12 protein-coding genes are annotated in these 16,532 nt (G+C 46.8%); 3 read left to right on the top strand and 9 right to left on the bottom strand.

Annotation, left to right across the window (positions count from 1 at the left end; genetic code table 11):
- The first annotated feature begins 21 nt into the window (after positions 1-21).
- On the top strand, positions 22-270 hold the full coding sequence (locus tag K7B67_RS11575) for a DUF2007 domain-containing protein (RefSeq protein ID WP_252180487.1): 249 nt from the start codon (positions 22-24) through the stop codon (positions 268-270).
- A 2-nt stretch (positions 271-272) separates the two neighbouring features.
- A complete protein-coding gene (locus tag K7B67_RS11570) occupies positions 273-938 on the top strand; it encodes an SOS response-associated peptidase (protein ID WP_252180486.1) in 666 nt (221 codons plus the stop codon).
- A gap of 63 nt (positions 939-1,001) precedes the next feature.
- On the opposite strand, the gene K7B67_RS11565 is transcribed toward K7B67_RS11570, so the two are convergent.
- The 8 genes from K7B67_RS11565 to K7B67_RS11530 form a co-directional block, all read right to left on the bottom strand.
- On the bottom strand, positions 1,002-3,563 hold the full coding sequence (locus tag K7B67_RS11565; protein WP_252180485.1) for a TRAP transporter permease: 2,562 nt from the start codon (positions 3,561-3,563) through the stop codon (positions 1,002-1,004).
- 182 nt (positions 3,564-3,745) lie between these two features.
- Positions 3,746-4,738, bottom strand: coding sequence for a TAXI family TRAP transporter solute-binding subunit (locus K7B67_RS11560; RefSeq protein WP_252180484.1), 993 nt, complete (start codon positions 4,736-4,738; stop codon positions 3,746-3,748).
- Positions 4,739-4,995: 257 nt separating this feature from the next.
- Positions 4,996-6,555 (bottom strand): serpin family protein, encoded by a 1,560-nt coding sequence (locus K7B67_RS11555; RefSeq protein WP_252180483.1) that lies wholly within the window; start codon positions 6,553-6,555, stop codon positions 4,996-4,998.
- Between the two features lie 237 nt (positions 6,556-6,792).
- Positions 6,793-8,229, bottom strand: coding sequence for a serpin family protein (locus tag K7B67_RS11550; protein WP_252180482.1), 1,437 nt, complete (start codon positions 8,227-8,229; stop codon positions 6,793-6,795).
- Positions 8,230-8,594: 365 nt separating this feature from the next.
- The gene (locus tag K7B67_RS11545) at positions 8,595-10,115 is read right to left on the bottom strand and encodes a serpin family protein (protein ID WP_252180481.1); all 1,521 of its coding nucleotides are present in this window, start codon (positions 10,113-10,115) and stop codon (positions 8,595-8,597) included.
- 286 nt (positions 10,116-10,401) lie between these two features.
- Positions 10,402-11,649, bottom strand: a complete 1,248-nt coding sequence (locus tag K7B67_RS11540) for a serpin family protein (protein ID WP_252180480.1) — start codon at positions 11,647-11,649, stop codon at positions 10,402-10,404.
- Positions 11,650-11,748: 99 nt separating this feature from the next.
- On the bottom strand, positions 11,749-13,227 hold the full coding sequence (locus K7B67_RS11535; RefSeq protein ID WP_252180479.1) for a serpin family protein: 1,479 nt from the start codon (positions 13,225-13,227) through the stop codon (positions 11,749-11,751).
- 163 nt (positions 13,228-13,390) lie between these two features.
- A complete protein-coding gene (locus K7B67_RS11530; protein WP_252180478.1) occupies positions 13,391-14,659 on the bottom strand; it encodes a serpin family protein in 1,269 nt (422 codons plus the stop codon).
- Between the two features lie 65 nt (positions 14,660-14,724).
- On the opposite strand from K7B67_RS11530, the gene K7B67_RS11525 reads away from it, so the two are divergent.
- Positions 14,725-16,074, top strand: a complete 1,350-nt coding sequence (locus K7B67_RS11525; RefSeq protein WP_252178095.1) for a transposase — start codon at positions 14,725-14,727, stop codon at positions 16,072-16,074.
- 109 nt (positions 16,075-16,183) lie between these two features.
- Here K7B67_RS11525 and K7B67_RS11520 read toward each other — a convergent pair whose 3' ends face one another.
- Positions 16,184-16,384, bottom strand: coding sequence for a hypothetical protein (locus tag K7B67_RS11520; protein WP_252180477.1), 201 nt, complete (start codon positions 16,382-16,384; stop codon positions 16,184-16,186).
- Between the last annotated feature and the right edge of the window lie 148 nt (positions 16,385-16,532).

Here is a 16,532-nt window from a genome sequence, read left to right as displayed (position 1 = left end):
TGGCTGTGCTTTTATAAACGTATGATCAAAATATTCTGCCCTGATAATCTCCTCGAGGCTCAATGCCTGAAGGATGTTCTGGAAAGCCATGGCATTGCCTGCCATCTGGGGGGCAGCTATCTGGCAGGTGCTGTTGGTGAACTTCCCGCCAGCGGTCTGCTGGCACTTTATGTTGAAGATTACGATGCCGGTCTGGCTAAAGAGATGATTGAAGATTACCTCAAAGCGTCTCCCATTCTGGAAGAATCTGCCCGGATTCAGGAAGACTGATTATGTGTGGTCGTTATACGTTGATGGCTAATCAGATCAGCCTGGGCTGGCTGGGTATCCCTCAGCCACAAGCTAACATCCCTTCCTACAATGTTGCGCCTGGCGAGCAGGTGCTGATCGTCAGGCATAATGAGCCAGGTCAGCCAGCTACTGCCCGGGTTAAGTGGGGGCTGGTTCCTCACTGGTTGCAAGATTTTTCCAGAGCCCAGATTAATGCCAGAATCGAAACCGCTGCCGATAAGCCGATGTTTCGCAATGCTCTGAAAAAACGGCGTTGTCTGGTTTTGGCCGATGGCTGGTTCGACTGGCAGAAACTACGGGATCAAAGTCAGCCCTGGTATATACGACGAAAGTCAGGCGGCTTGTGTCTGTTTGCCGGTCTTTGGGAAAGCTATCCTGTGGATGACCAGTTGAGTTTCGAGTCCTGTGCTATTCTCACCCGTCCTGCTACCCGTGATATAACACCGTTGACTGAAAGAATGCCCGTTTTGCTGCAACAGAGTCAGGCTAACGATTGGCTGGGGGAGGGCTATAAAACGATTCTTGGGAGTTTCAACAACCCGGCTGAGATGGATAGTGACCTGTCTTTCTATAAAGTGGGTAGAACGGTGAATAATGTGTCAAATAAGGGCGCGAATTGTATTAAAAAACTATCTTCAAACGTTTAACCTGGCCTCTCAGCTCAGGGAGCATTCGGGTAGAGATCGGCTCTACCCGAATGAGAGAAACGCTTAAGAAACCTGTTGGTTACGGCGCTTTCTCTGTCCCAGAAAGATGACTCCCAGCAGCAGCAGGGCAGGAATCCAGATGATCTCCCTGGGCAGGCGATCCGCAGGTGCTTCCAGCTTATCAAGCTGCCAGTCAAAGTCGATACCGGCTTTTTCAGCAGGGCTGTCAAAGCCTACCATGTCTACGATCAGTCTGTTTTCGTTCTCGATCACTTCAAGACCCATTTCTCTAAGTCTTTCCGTGCCTTCGTTCAGGCTGCCTGCAGGCAGGATGGCCAGTTTGCTGATGATTTTGCCGTCCAGATTTTCACCGGAAACCCAAATACGCGCTTCGCTGTCTTCAGGCAGTGTTTCTATACCCTGGACAATCTCGGTGCCTTTAAAGGTTTCGTAAGCCGGGAAGATGCGATCCCAGAAGAAACCCGGGCGGAACAGCGTAAATGCGATCAGCAACAGGGCTGCTGTTTCATACCAGCGGGTTTTGGTCAGCCAGTATCCCTGAGTCGCTGTGGCAAACACCAGCATGGCAATAACCGCACTGACAACGATCATGGCCAGTTGCAGTGGACTTTCTACGCCAATCAGTAGCAGCTCAGTATTAAAGATAAACATAAACGGCAGAACCGCTGTACGGATGTCGTAGGTGAAGCCCTGAATACCGGTTTTGATCGGGTCAGACTGGGCAATGGCTGAAGCCGCAAAGGCAGCCAGGCCTACCGGGGGAGTGTCGTCTGCCAATATGCCGAAATAGAACACGAAAAGATGAACGGCGATCAGCGGAACGATCAGGCCAGACTGTGCACCCAGGGTCACGATAACCGGAGCCATCAGTGTGGAGACGACAATATAGTTGGCTGTGGTAGGCAGGCCCATACCCAGAATCAGGCAGATAATGGCGGTAAAAATCAGCATGATGATGATATTGCCGCCAGATACCCACTCAACAAATTCGGTCATCACCAGGCCAATCCCCGTCAGGGTTACAGCCCCTACCACAATTCCCGCTGTCGCTGTGGCCACGCCGATACCGATCATGTTTCTGGCTCCGGAGGAAAGACCGTCCAGCAAATCACGGAAGCCTTCACCTTTATCGATGTCGTGTTTCCTGAACCACTGGATCATGCTTTTATGCGTCAGAGTGATAACAATCATCACTACCGTTGAGTAGAAGGCTGACAGACCGGGCGAAAAGCGTTCAACCGTCAGGCACCAGAGCAGAACAACCAGAGGCAGCAGGAAGTAAAGACCGCGTTTCAGGGTTGGGGCAGGTTCAGGTGTTTGAGTCAGGGTCGCTTCTGAGTCTTCAGGCAGGTCAGGTTGCCTTGATGCCAGCTTGACCAGCAGAAAATAGCTGACCAGCAGAGCGCCTGTGATAATGACTGGCGCAAAGTCGCCCATATATTGCCGGGTCCAACCTATACCGTAATAGACTGCGGCTCCCAGGGTGCAGAGTCCGGCAAAGGTGCCGGTAAAAGACATTAATGCCCGGGCAGCGGTTCTGGTTCGTCTTCTTGGCAGGCCTTCCATGCCTGCTTTGACTGCTTCGAGGTGCACAATGTAGAACAGGGCAATATAGGAAATCAGTGCTGGCAGTAGTGCCGCACGGATTACTTCCAGGTAAGAAATGCCTACATATTCCACCATCAGGAATGCCGCAGCACCCATGATAGGCGGTGTCAGCTGGCCATTGGTGGAAGCGGCCACTTCAATGGCACCTGCTTTATGGGCTGGAAAGCCAACACGTTTCATCAATGGAATGGTAAAGGTGCCGGTCGTGACAACGTTGGCAATGGAAGAGCCAGAAACGACGCCACTGAGTCCTGAAGAAACCACAGCAGCTTTGGCGGGCCCACCTTTCAAATGACCAAGCAGTGAGAAAGCGACCTGTATAAAGTAGTTACCTGCACCGGCTCGCTCCAGCATGGCGCCGAACAATACGAACAGGAATACAAAGTTGGTAGAAACGCCAATGGCCACACCGAATACCCCTTCTGTGGTAATCCAGAAGTGGGACAATGCTTTGTTCAGGCTGGCACCTTTATGAGCGATAACATCGGGCATGTAAGGACCAGCAAAGGTGTAGGTCAGGAAGACAATGGCCACAACCATCAAGGGTGGGCCCAGTGCACGACGGGTGGCTTCCAGTAACAGGATCATGCCGGTAGCGGCGGTGATCAGATCCATGGTGGTGGGAGCGCCGGCGCGTCTTGCCAGCTCAGTACTGAAAAGATAAAGGTAGGCGGCACTGAGGCTGGCGGCTATCGCCAGAATCCAGTCCAGGGCGGGAATCCGGTCTCTTGGAGACAGCTTTCTGGCAGGAAAAGCCAGAAACGTTAACAGCAGGGCAAAGGCGAGATGAATGGCCCGTGCCTGAGTGTCGTTGAAAATACCTGTTTTGAAAATAAACGGCAGTGGTGAAGCGTACCAGAGCTGGAACAGAGACCAGCAGAGTGTAATGGCAATAACGAGACGGCCTGCCAGTCCTGCAGGGGATCTGGCTCCCTGGTCAGATTGCTGGACCAGAGCCTGTGCCTCTTTTTCCTGAGAGGTTACTACGGCTTCCATAAAAAATACTTCCTGGCAAATGACACGTCCTGTGCGGATAAAACGACCTTGTCGCACAAATGCTGTGCACAAACAAAAACATTGATCTGGGAAAAACAGGACAGGACAGCATTAAACTATCCTGTCTGGCGCAGACTGAGTGTTGATCAGAAAAACTGATCGCAGTCATTGACGTGAACGGCTTATTTGCTGCTCAGCAGGCCCGCTTCTTCGTAGTACTTTTTGGCGCCACTGTGCAGAGGAGCGGACAGGCCGTCGCTTATCATCTCTTCTTTCTTCAGGTTGGCGAAGGCGGGGTGCAGTTTCTTGAAGGTTTCCAGGTTTTCAAACACGGACTTGGTGATGTTATAAATCGCTTCGTCATTGATATCAGAAGAAGATACGAAAGTCGCTGCGACACCGAAGGTTGTAGTGTCTTTGTTGTTACCCTGGTACATGCCGCCGGGAATAGTGGCAGAGCGATAGTAAGGATTATCTGCAATCAGCTTCTCAACTTCCGGTCCGGTTACGTTAACCAGAACGGTGTCACAGGAAGAGGTGGCTTCTTTCAGGGTGCCACTTGGGTGACCGACGGTGAAGACAAACGCATCAACCTTGTTGTCGCACAGGGCTTTGGCCTGCTCGGAAGATTTCAGCTCGGAAGTCAGGGAGAAGGTGGCCTTGCTCCAGCCGTAAACGTCCATCAGCTGCTCCATAGTGCCACGCGCGCCGGAGCCAGGGTTGCCGATGTTGACACGCTTGCCCTTCAGGTCTTCAAAGTTAACGATGTTGGCATCTTTACGGGCAACAACGGTGAACGCTTCAGGGTGAACAGAGAAAACGGCACGCAGTTTTTTATCAGCCCCCCGATCCTTGAACTCAGCACTGGAACCTTCGTAAGCGTGGTACTGCCAGTCAGACTGAACGATACCCATGTCCAGTTCGCCGGAGCGGATGGTGTTCAGGTTGTATACAGAGCCACCGGTGCTTTCTACGGAGCAGCGGATACCATGGTCTTTACGATCTTTGTTAACCAGGCGGCAGATAGCGCCACCCGTAGGGTAGTAGACACCGGTTACACCACCAGTGCCGATGGTTACGAACTGCTGTTCAGGGGTGGCGGCAGAAGCGGAAGAAGTGACCGCAGCCAGACCCGCGCCTAAGGTGATCATACCCATTTTTTTCAGAACAGACATGCTTTGTGCTCCTTGAGGTAAGGGACTGCCACCGCCGTAATCGGGGAGGCAATCCAGGCTTGTAGTTATTGTTATATCTTTAGGTTCTTATGTATTCGGGCGTAATACTATTCGATTAGTACCGTGTTTTTAAAGGTTTTTTTTGGTTTTTCTCAGTGCGATTTCGGTTTGCATCTGCCAACCTTGCAGGTCAGCACGGTGACGGAGGGAGTTCCCGGGCTGACCAAAGAGATGATCGAAGACTACGACTAACGAGGTTACGACCCTGAAGTGCCTGCTCCCAGGTTTCGAGGATCAAGTATCTGCCCGATGAAGGTGATTCTTCCTGTTTTTGTATTACGCAATATATAAACAAATGGTCGTGTAAACTGGATGGATCTTCCCGCCCTTTCCATTGATCTGGAACAAGATATCTGTGTTACGGCTGCTGCCTGGGTTCCTTTTTCATCAACCTCCATAGCACAATGTTGATTAAGTATATTTATATCAACAGGTACAGGGTCAGTTAACATAGATCCTAAACTGAGCGGTGTTGTAAAAAGAGCATTTAAAGGTAAATTTGATGTACTTAAAATGTTAGCCAGATCAGTGGCCGAATAAACTTTAAAGGGTGGAAGTCCAAGCGATATCGTATCTGATGAGTCTAATTCCCGGGGGGCTAATAATGAAAATAATGCCGTTATTATTTCTGGCGATACCTCGTGGGGCATTGTTCCTTCAGGAGGCAAAACCAGAACCATTTCGTGATCTCCCTGGTAAGGAACGGTGACTGCTTGCCAATGATTGTAATGAGCGTATTGGGAAGATTTAATTTTTCCCTTCATATATCTGTCTATATGGACTATTTCACCATCGGACAAAGTAAAAACACCTCCTCCAGCCCGGGCCTCAAAAGCGCGTTCCCACAACCCCTTGAAGTAAACAGAATTGATGAGCGCTATGATGGTATTGGGCTGCCAGTCGCGGGCATTGCAAAATTTTTTAACCATGCCATGGGTTAATTCACAAAACCGTCTGTTGAGATCCGCGGCGAGGATTTGTAACGACGCCTGATTGGCGAAGTTGATGTTATCCCTGATATTGTCATTTGCCTGTTTAAATAGGTCTTTATAGGTTTCCTGAAGTTCAACTTGACGGGATGCGAGCAAGCAATTGGCAATACAGTATTCGTCCTGTGCACAGGCTGTTGCTCCTGATACTGTTGCGTCTGACGCTTTTGCACCGTCTGGCTCAGAGTAATCTTCTCCCAGGCAGCTTTCAAGCAATGCCTTGGTTGCACCATCAGCCCCCATGAGTAACAGCGCCAATGTCTGAAAAAGGCCATCAGGAGACATCAAAAAATTTTTAGGAATGCGCCGTGCTGCCTGGCTAAAGATATTGACGGCAAGTGCCAGAGTTCCCTGGGATTCGTCCACCTGTGCACCAGCGCTTGAATCAGGATTGGCTGTTGCCGACGCTTGGGAAGGCCTTGCGGTATTTTGAAGGTCCTCATCAGAAGCGTCATCAGAAGAATCAGTAGAGTCACCAGAAGAGAAATCAGAAGATTCACCAGAAGAGTCAGCAGCATAACCATCTAAAGAAGCATCCAAAGAATCATCATCAGAAGAATCATCCAGAGAATCATCAGCTTCTATTCGACATAGAGGGCAGGGTTTGTATTGGTAATAATAGAAACTATCAGCGTAATTCTTGCCGCATTTTGGACATCGTGCAGCCAGAAGTTCTGAGGGTAGTAGCAGGAAAAAGAGCAGGGAGACTAATGTCAGGACGGGTCTGTGATGGCAGGCTGAATGGTAAGATTTACTGAGTAAAAACACGGGTGTACCTTTTTCGGAATTTTAGAGTTTAACCAATGAATAACCTCCCTGCACACTGAGCCATTACCCTGCGGTACGGCCAGCTGGATAAAAATCCCGGAATCTAATATAGGTAAGTTTTCTGGTCAGTACCCAAAAAAATTTGAATCCGCTTAAATCTCTTAAAACTCTATTTACTGCCGTTTGCGACGAGAGGGAGAGGGAGTCAGCCTCCCCCTCCCGTTATCGTGAGTGGGTTCACGATCCTGAAGTGCCTGCTCCTAAATCCCGGGGATCAAGTATTTGCCCTATGAACTTGATTCTTCCGGTTCCTCTTTCACGCAATATATAAAGAAATGGTCGTATGAATTGGATAGATTTTCTCTCCTCCGAAAATGCTCTCAGAGCAGTCATGTGTGTGACGGCTGCAGCTCGGGTCCCTTCTTCATCAACCTCGATGGCACAATTTTGATCAAGTTTATTTATATTTGTATTAAAAGATACAGGGTCAGTTAACATAGCGCCTAAACTGAGCGGTGTTGTAAAAAGAGAACTTAAACGCGAATTTGTTGCACTTAAAGTTTTAGCCAGATCAGTACGGGAACAAACTTTAAAGGGTGGAAGTCCAACATCCGCCCTTGAATCTGATGAAGATGATTCAAGAGAGTCTAATACTGAAAATAATACCGCTATTATTTCTGGCGTTATCTTATGGGGCATTGTTCCATCAGGAGGCAAAATCAGAACCATTTCGTGATCTCCTTGATAGGGAAGGGTTACTGCTTGCCAATTATTGTAATCAGCGTATTGGGAAGAAGTAATTTCTCCATGCATAAATTTTTCTAAAACGACTCTTTCACCACCGGGCAAAAAAAAGATACCTTTGTCTCGGGCCTTCAAACGCTCTTTCCACAACCCCTTGAAGTAAACAGAACTTATGAGTGCCAGGGTTGTATCGGACTGCCAGTCGCTGGCATTGCAAAATTGTTCAACCATACCATGGGTTAATTTACAAAACTGCTTGTTGAGCGCCTGGGCGACGATTTGTAACGATATGTGACTGGAGAAGTTAACACTAAGAGTATCGGCATTTATCTGTTTAAGCCTCTCTTGATAGGTTTCCTGAAGCTGAATGTTACTGGATACGAGCAAGCAATTCGCAACACAGTATTCGTCCTGTGCACAGGTTGTTGTACCTGATGCTGTTGCGCCTGATGCCGTTGCGCCGTCTGGCTCAGAATAATCTTCTCCCAGACAGTTTTGAAGCATTTGCTCGGTATCACCATCAGCCCCCAAGAGTAGCAGTGCCAGTGTCTGAAAAAGGCCATCGGGGGATATCACAAAATTTCCAGAAATTTGTTGTGCTGCCTGGCTAAAGATATTGACGGCAAGCGTCAGAGTTCCCTGGGGTTCGACCGCCTGTGCACCAGGGCTTGAATAAGGATTGGCTGTTGCTGCTGCTTGGGAAGGTCTTGTAGTATATTGAAAATCTTCATCAAAAAAATCATCAGAAGAATCATCAGAAGATTTTTTTACATAACAGGAGCTCATCGGGCAGGATGAAAAGGTATTATGGTCGTAAATAAAGCCGCATTTGCTACAAGGCTCATCCCAATCTTCTTCAAGTTTTTCTTTATTTTGACAATTCACGCAGGGTTTGGATGCGTCATTATGTAAACGATCACTGTAATCCACGCGGCATTTTGGACATCGTGCAGCCAGAAGCTCTGAGGGTAGCAACAGGAAAAAGATCAAAGAGACGAATGCCAAAACGGATCTGTGATGGCAGACTGAATCGTAAGACTTACTGAGTAAAAACACGTGTGTACCTTTTTCTCGACTTTAGAGTTTAACCAATGAAAAACCTCCCTGCTTACTGAGCCGTTACCCCGCGGTACGGTCAGCTGGATAAAAATCCCGGAATCTAATATAGGTAAGTTTTCTGGTCAGTACCCAAAAAAAATCTGAATCCGCTTAAATCTCTTAAAATTCTATTTACTGCCGCTTGCGACGAGAGGGAGAGGGAGTCAGTCTCCCCCCCCCCGTTATCATGAGTGGGTTCACGACCCTGAAGTGCCTGCTCCCAAATCTCGGGGATCAAGTATTTGCCCTATGAACTTGATTCTTCCGGTTCCTCTTTCACGCAATATATAAAGAAATGGTCGTCTGAATTGGATGGATTTTCTCTTACTCGCACATCTCAGACCAGTCATGTGTGTGACGGCTGCAGCTCGGGTCCCTTCTTCATCAACCTCGATGACACAGTTTTGATCAAGTTTATTTATATTTGTATTAAAAGATACAGGGTCAGTTAACATAGCGCCTAAACTGAGCGGTGTTGTAAAAAGAGAACTTAAACGCGAATTTGTTGCACTTAAAATTTTAGCCAGATCAGTACGGGAACAAACTTTAAAGGGTGGAAGTCCAACATCCGCCTTTGAATCTGATGCGCATGATTCCTGGGAGTCTAATACTGAAAATAATACCGCTATTATTTCTGGCGTTACCTCATGGGGCATTGTCCCATCAGGAGGCAAAATCAGAACCATTTCGTGATCTCCCTGATAGGGAAGGGTTACTGCTTGCCAATTATTGTAATCAGCGTATTGGGAAGAAGTAATTTCTCCATCCATAAATCTTTCTAAATTGACTATTTCACCATCAGGTAAAAAAAAGACATATCCTTCGGGTCGTTTCTTCAAGGACTTTTCCCACAACCCCTTGAAGTAAACAGAGCTTATGAGTGCCAGGGTTGTATCGGACTGCCAGTCGCTGGCATTGCAAAATTGTTCAACCATACCATGAGTTAATTCACAAAACTGCTTGTTGAGCGCCTGGGCGACGATTTGTAACGATATGTGACTGGAGAAGTTAACACTAAGAGTATCGGCATTTATCTGTTTAAGCCTCTCTTGATAGGTTTCCTGAAGCTGAATGTTACTGGATACGAGCAAGCAATTCGCAACACAGTATTCGTCCTGTGCACAGGTTGTTGTACCTGATGCTGTTGTACCTGATGCTGTTGCGCCTGATGCCGTTGCGCCGTCTGGCTCAGAATAATCTTCTCCCAGACAGTTTTGAAGCATTTGCTCGGTATCACCATCAGCCCCCAAGAGTAGCAGTGCCAGTGTCTGAAAAAGGCCATCGGGGGATATCACAAAATTTCCAGAAATTTGTTGTGCTGCCTGGCTAAAGATATTGACGGCAAGCGCCAGAGTTCCCTGGGGTTCGACCGCCTGTGCACCAAGGCTTGAATAAGGATTGGTTGTTGCTGCTTGGGAAGGCCTTCTAGCATATTCAAAATCATCATCAGAAGAATCATCAGAAGCATCATCAGAAGATTCATAAGAAGATTCATAAGAAGGATTTTCTTCACCACAGCTCGAGATCGGGCAAGATCCAAAGTGATTATGATCGTACTTAATGCCGCATTTGCTACAAGGCTTCTCCCAATCTTTTTTAAGTTTTTCTTTTTTAGGTTTTTCTTTTTTAGGTTTTTCTTTTTTAGGTTCTATTCCTTTTATTTGACAATTCACGCAGGGTTTGGAAACGTCATTATGGAAATGATCACTGTAATCCACGCGGCATTTTGGACATTGTGCAGCCAAAAGCTCTGAGGGTAGCAACAGGCAAAAGATCAAAGAGACGAATGCCAAAACGGATCTGTGATGGCAGACTGAATCGTAAGATTTACTCGGTAAAAACACGTTTGTACCTTTTCTGAATTTTAGGGTTTATCTATGAATAACCTCCCTGTTTACTGAGTCGCTCCCTTGCCGAACGGTCAGCCGAATATGAATTCCGGGATTTAATATAGGTCAGTTTCCTGATTAGTGCCCAAAAAAAACTAAACCTGCTTAAATCTCTTTAAGTTCGGGGCATGTAGTATCTGCCAATAAACTTGATTCTTCTTGTTATTTTATCTCGCAATATATAAATCAAGGGTCGATCAAATCGGATTGATGGTATGATATCTTCCTCATGTGTTCTCTTAGAGCCAGTGAGTCTTAAAGGTGCGCTCGAGGCTATTTGTTCACTTATCACATTCATAAGAGTCGGTGCGGCTGGCATAGCACCTGAACTCAGATCGCTGGTAACAACGGAAAGTAAACCTGAACCCGGTCGACTTAACGTTTCGCTCAAGTCAGTATTTGTATCAATGTTGAGGGGTGGAAGATTTGTATCAATGTTGAGGGGTAGAAGTCCGGGAGTGATCGTTGAAGGGTATGAAAAGGACTCTTCGGAGTCTAATGATGAAATCAGTGCCATTATTATTTCCACTCCCACCAAATAAAGCGATAACCCTTCCGGGGGTAAAATCAAAATCATTTCATGATTATTCCTGAAGGGAAAGCTAAAGGCTTCCCAACTACTGTGTTGAGCGTGTTGGGAGGGTTGGACTTCTCCATCTATAATTCGATTCAAAGCGACGGCTTGATCAGGAGGTAGCATAAATAAAGCGGCACTTTCGGTCCTTAAAGACTTTTCCCGGAGCCCTATAAAGTAGTTAGAGATTAGGAATTGTATGGATGTCGATGTGGGCCAGTTGTTGGGGTTGCAATAATGTTGAACCATACCATTAGTTAATTGGCAAAACAGACTGTTGAGCTGTTGGGCTAAGGTGGGTAAAGGTCCACGGTTAATGAAGTTGACGTTACCAGAGGTATCGTCGTCTGTTTGCATAAGTCTATCCCTGTAAATCATCACCGGATCAAGTGGATTGGCTGCCAGCATGCCATTCGCAACAGGGTGTTGGCACTGCCCACAGGCGGTTGTGCCTGATGCTGCTGCATCGGTTGGCTCAGCATGTTCCCCTTCCCCATAAATTTGACGCAATTGCTCGGCGGCACCATCAGGGCCGGCATGTATCAGTAACAGTGATACGGTCTGAAAAAGGCTATCAGGTGAGATGACAAAATTGTCAGAGTCAGAAATACTGCGTGCGGCAAAGGCAAATACATTGATGGCAAACTCCAGGTTTCTCAGCGATTCATTGCTCTGTGCATCAGGATTTACAGTGGGGGCTGCCTGGGAGCAAGTAAGGCCGCATTTCTTACACTTCACAGCCAGCAGTTGTGAAGGTAACAGCAGGAAGCAGAGTAGAGAGACAAGCATCAGAACGACCTTGTACTGGCAGGCTGAATCGGAAGATCTACTGAGTAAAACCACAACTGCACCTTATTGTCTTAATTTAAGAGGTTTTCCTGGAATAACCTACCTGTCTACTGAGCCCCAGGGATGAAGTATCTGTCCAATGAAGAAGATTCTATTTGTTATCTGATTACGCAATACATAAATAAGCGGTCGATTAAGTGGGATTGGTTTTATTATATCTCCCTTATGTGTTCTCTTGGATCCCGCTTTTGTTAAAGCTGCCCTCGGGGTTTCCTGTTTACTAAACAGGTTCATAGGAGCAGGTATAGGTAGCATAACTTCTGAACTTAGTTCGCTCATAAAAACAGCAGCTAATCCTGAAGCTGGCCGACTTAAGGTTTCGCTAAAGTCAGTGCTGGTATCGATGTTAGAGAATGGCAGTTCATCAGTCATCGTTGAACTGGGTGAAAAGGATTCTTCGGAGTCTAGTGATGAAAATAATGCCGTTATTATTTCTGAACTTATCTCAGAAGGCTCTACCCCTGCCGGAGGTAAAATCAAAACTATTTCTTCATCGGCCTCATAGGGAAAGGTAACTGCCTCCCAATCATTGTAATGAGCATGTTGGGAAGGATTAATGGTTCCTTTCATGATTTCGTCTAAAGCAGCCGCCTGTTGAATGGGTAAGGTAAACAAAATGGCATTCTGGGTGTTAAAAGATTTTTCCCATAGCCCTATGAAGTAAAAAGAAGCTATGAGATCCAGGCGTAAATATGAGGGCCAGTCATCAGAGTTGCAATAACTTTCAACGAAAGTAGTGGTTAATTGACAAAATAGTCCGTTGAGCATATGGGCTAAGTTTTTTATAGGCCTGGCGTTGGTGGGTTTGGCATTACTACGAATATTGTCGTTTATTTGTTTAAGTCTCTCTTTGTAAATTCCCAGAGGTTCAATTTGACTGGCTGTGAGCAAGCCATTGGCAATGCGGCTTATGTCTTGTCCAAAGATGGTTGCGTTTGATGCTGTGGCACCGGGTGGCTGAGAATAATCTTCTTCCGAAGAAATTTGACTCAGTTGCTCTGTCACACCCTCAGTACCCGAATTTAACAATATCAGTGCCAGTGTCTGAAAAAGGCTATCAGGAGAAAAAACAAAATTTTCAGGAATTCTGGGTGCTGCATGGCTAAATACATTTATGGCAAACTCCAGATTAATCGATGATTCATCCGACTCTGCATTAGAGTTTGAGTCATGGTTTGCTGTTGGTGACGCCTGAGAAGGTGATGAGCCATGTTGCGAGAGCTCATCCTCATCATCCTGACTACACGACGGTGCTGGACAGGATGCAAAGTCTTCCCGATCGTAAGCAAGGCCGCATTCGCCACAGGTTACAGGTAGGGAGACGCGATACTCTTCTGCTAAATAACAGTTCTGCCATGGGCAGGATGTGTAGTCGTTTTCATCGTAAAAAAGGCCGCATTTATCACAAGTTACAGCCAGAAGTTGTGAGGGTTGCAACAGCAAACAGAGCAGAGAGACTAACACCAGGGCGCTCTTGTACCAGCAGACTGAATCGGAAAATTTATCAGGTAAAACCACATCTGTACCTTATTTTCTTGATTTAAGGGTTGTTTTTGGAATAGCTTCCTTGTCTACCGAATCGTTGACCTGTGGGGATGATCAACCGAACGTGAAGTTCGGAGTCAATATAGGACAGTTTTCTGATGAGTGCCCACGGTGTTTTCCAAGATAGTTGTCCCGGCTAGTCGGTACTCGATTCCGAAGAGTCATCTCCGGGGAAAAGTATCTGCCCAATATAGATGATTCTATTTTTTATTTTATGACGCAATATATAAATCACGGGTCGATCAAAGCGAATTGATGGTATTGTATTTCCCTCATGTGTTCTCTTGGAGCCAGCGCGTGTTGAAGCTGCGCTCGGGGCTGCTTGTTTGCTGAACATACTCATACGAACAGGTACTGCTGGCATAGCACCTGAACTCAGGTCGCTGGTAACCGCAGCAAGTAAGCCTGAACCTGATCGACTTAACGCTTCGTTCTGGTCAGTGTTTATATCAACATCAGGGAATGGAAGTTCAGAAGTTACGGTTGAGCTGGATGGAAAAGATTCTTCGGCGTCTAATGATGATAATAATACCCTTAATATTTCTGTCCTTAATGCATAAGGTGGTATTCCTTCAGGAGGTTGTACCAAAATTATTTCATGATCTTCCTGGTAGGGAAAAGTAAACGCTTGCCAGTCATTGAGATGAGCGTATTGAGACTGATTAGTTTTTTTGAACATGATTCTTTGTACAGCGTCTGCTTGATCTCTGGGTAAGCAAAATATATTTGCACCGTGGGCCCTGTGGGTCTCAACAGACTTCCTCCACAGCCCTATTAAGTAAAAACTACTCAAGAGCTCTACGGATGCATCTAAGTGGTGAGGGTTTCGGTTGCAATAATCTCGAATCATGCCACGAGTTAACTGGAAAAATTGTTTGTTGAACTCCTGAGCCAACCTTTTTGGACCTTCAGCATAGGTGTAGTCGCCATTGCTACGAATATCGTCGATTATTTGTAACACTCTCTGTTTATAAACTGCCAGAGGCTCAAGTGGCCTGGCTGCGAACACGTCATACGTAGCAGAGTATGTGCGCCGTCCACGGGCTGCTGCACCTGACGCTGTTGCACCTGACGCTGTTGCACCTGACGCTGTTGCACCGGATTGCTCAGAACAATCCTCTCCCAGATAAATTTGACTCAATTGCTCGTTCGCACCGTCAGCGCCCACATGTAACAGCAACAGTGCCACTGTCTGAAAAAGTGCATCAGGGGGCATGACAAAATTTTCAGGGATATTAGTTGCTGCCTGGGCAAATACATTCACGGCATACTCCAGGTTTTCCTGCGATTCATCTGCCTGTGCACCAGGACTTACAGGTGTAGCGGATTGAGAAGGTGCAGCAATTCCCGCTGTTTTTTTAAGCCTTTGAGCCGCATAGCCTCCAGCGCACTCAAAAAAAAACACTTCGCAGACTTTTTAGCTCTATATTGAAGGCATGAAAACACTGTCGTACTTTTGTGATCACAGCCATGCCCAAAGTCAGCAAACACCTTAACGCAGCAAACCTAATCGATCAGGTTTGCAAGTGCCTTGATGAGATTCCAGATCACCGGCCTAACCATTGCCCTAATGGGATTCCCTTTCCCAACTTTGCAAAATCCGCTTTTGCCATGATGCATCAGAAGTACGATTCCCTTCTGACCTTTGACTCTGACCGTGCCGACCCGGTTATTCTTCATAACCTGGCGACTATGTATCACGTCCAAGATCAGAAAGTACCCTGTGATACACGCATGAGAGAAGTGCTTGATCCCATTGAGCCTGCACAGTTTCGCAAGCCCTTCAAGAAGTTATTCTCCCTGATTCAGCGTAACAAGCTTCTTAAAGCCTTCGAGTACCAGTGTGGTGACTTGAAAGACTGGTACCTGATGCCGGTTGATGGCACCGGCCTCTTCTACTCAGGTAAATGCCGATGCCAAGAGTGTTGTGTAAAAAACAAGGGGAAACCCAATGAAGCTTACTACCACAACTTATTGGGCGGCTGTATTGTTCACCCGGATCAAAAAGTCGTCATGCCCTTTGCCCCAGAGGCGATTGTTCAACAGGACGGCGACAACAAGAATGACTGCGAACAGAATGCCATCAAGCGCTACCTGGCGCACGTCAAGAGAGAGCACCCTCATTTAAAACTGGTCATACTCCTGGATGGGCTTTTTGCTGACAATCCTACTATTGAGTTGATCAAGAGCTATGGCTGGCACTTCATCATTGTGGCTAAAGATGGCAACCACAAATCCCTTATCGAGGCGATGGATGCGCTGTGTGACCAGGAACAGCTCAGTTATCATAAAATCATTGATGAAGAGCAAGGAACCAGGCACTGGTTTCGTTTCGCTAATGATGTACCGCTGAATGCCTCCAAGTTGACCCAAAATGTCAATGTCCTTGATTACGTGGAGACAGACAGTGAAGGCAAACGCCACACCTGGTGCTGGGTCACAGATATTGAGTTAACCAAAGATACCGTTGAAGCTGTCATGAGAGGAGGTCGTTGCCGCTGGCACATCGAGAACCAAACGTTTAACACCCTGAAAAACCAAGGCTACAGCCTTGAACACAACTATGGTCACGGGAAGCAGCACCTGGCAACCAACCTGGCTTACCTGACGTTCCTGGCCTTCATGGTTGATCAAATCCAGGAAATGGCCAGCCCGGAATTCAAAAAGGCGCTGAAGGAGCGAGCGAGGGGCGTCCGAACGTACCTATGGAAGGTGATTACACGGGTATTCCTGTCCTGGATGCTCGAAGGTTGGGATGAATTGTTCGATGCGCTCATATATGGCATAAAGCCTGGTAGGGTTCAAATTAACACTTCATAGAAAAGTAATGTAGCCAAGGTTTTCAGGGGACAATAGTACTTGTTAATGTACCTGGGGTGCAGGGTTTTTGCTGGCCGCTAACTCCTGAGCACGAATTTGAATAAAATACTTACATTGTCGTATTAAGTGCGGGAATCGCTGGAGAAGGTGCTGTTTCACTTTGATGGGGATTATCCTCAGCCTCTGTTTTACACGACGGTGATGGGCAGGATAAAAAGGTGCCATCATCGTAATCCAGGCCGCATCGGTCACAAATCACAGCCAGAAGTTGTGAGGGTTGCAGCAGGAAACAGAACAGAGAGACTAACATCAGGGCGCTCTTGTACCGGCAGACTGAATCGGAAGATTTACCAGGTAAAATCACATCTGTACCTTATTGTCTTGATTTAAGGATTGTTCTTGGAATAGCTTCCTTGCCTACTGAATCGTTGACCTGTGGGGATGGTCAACCGAACGTG

It is taken from the genome of Endozoicomonas sp. 4G (assembly GCF_023822025.1).
GTDB lineage: Bacteria > Pseudomonadota > Gammaproteobacteria > Pseudomonadales > Endozoicomonadaceae > Endozoicomonas_A.
The sequence above is the reverse complement of the archived record's forward strand: the minus strand, read 5'-3'. Positions and strand labels throughout refer to the sequence as shown.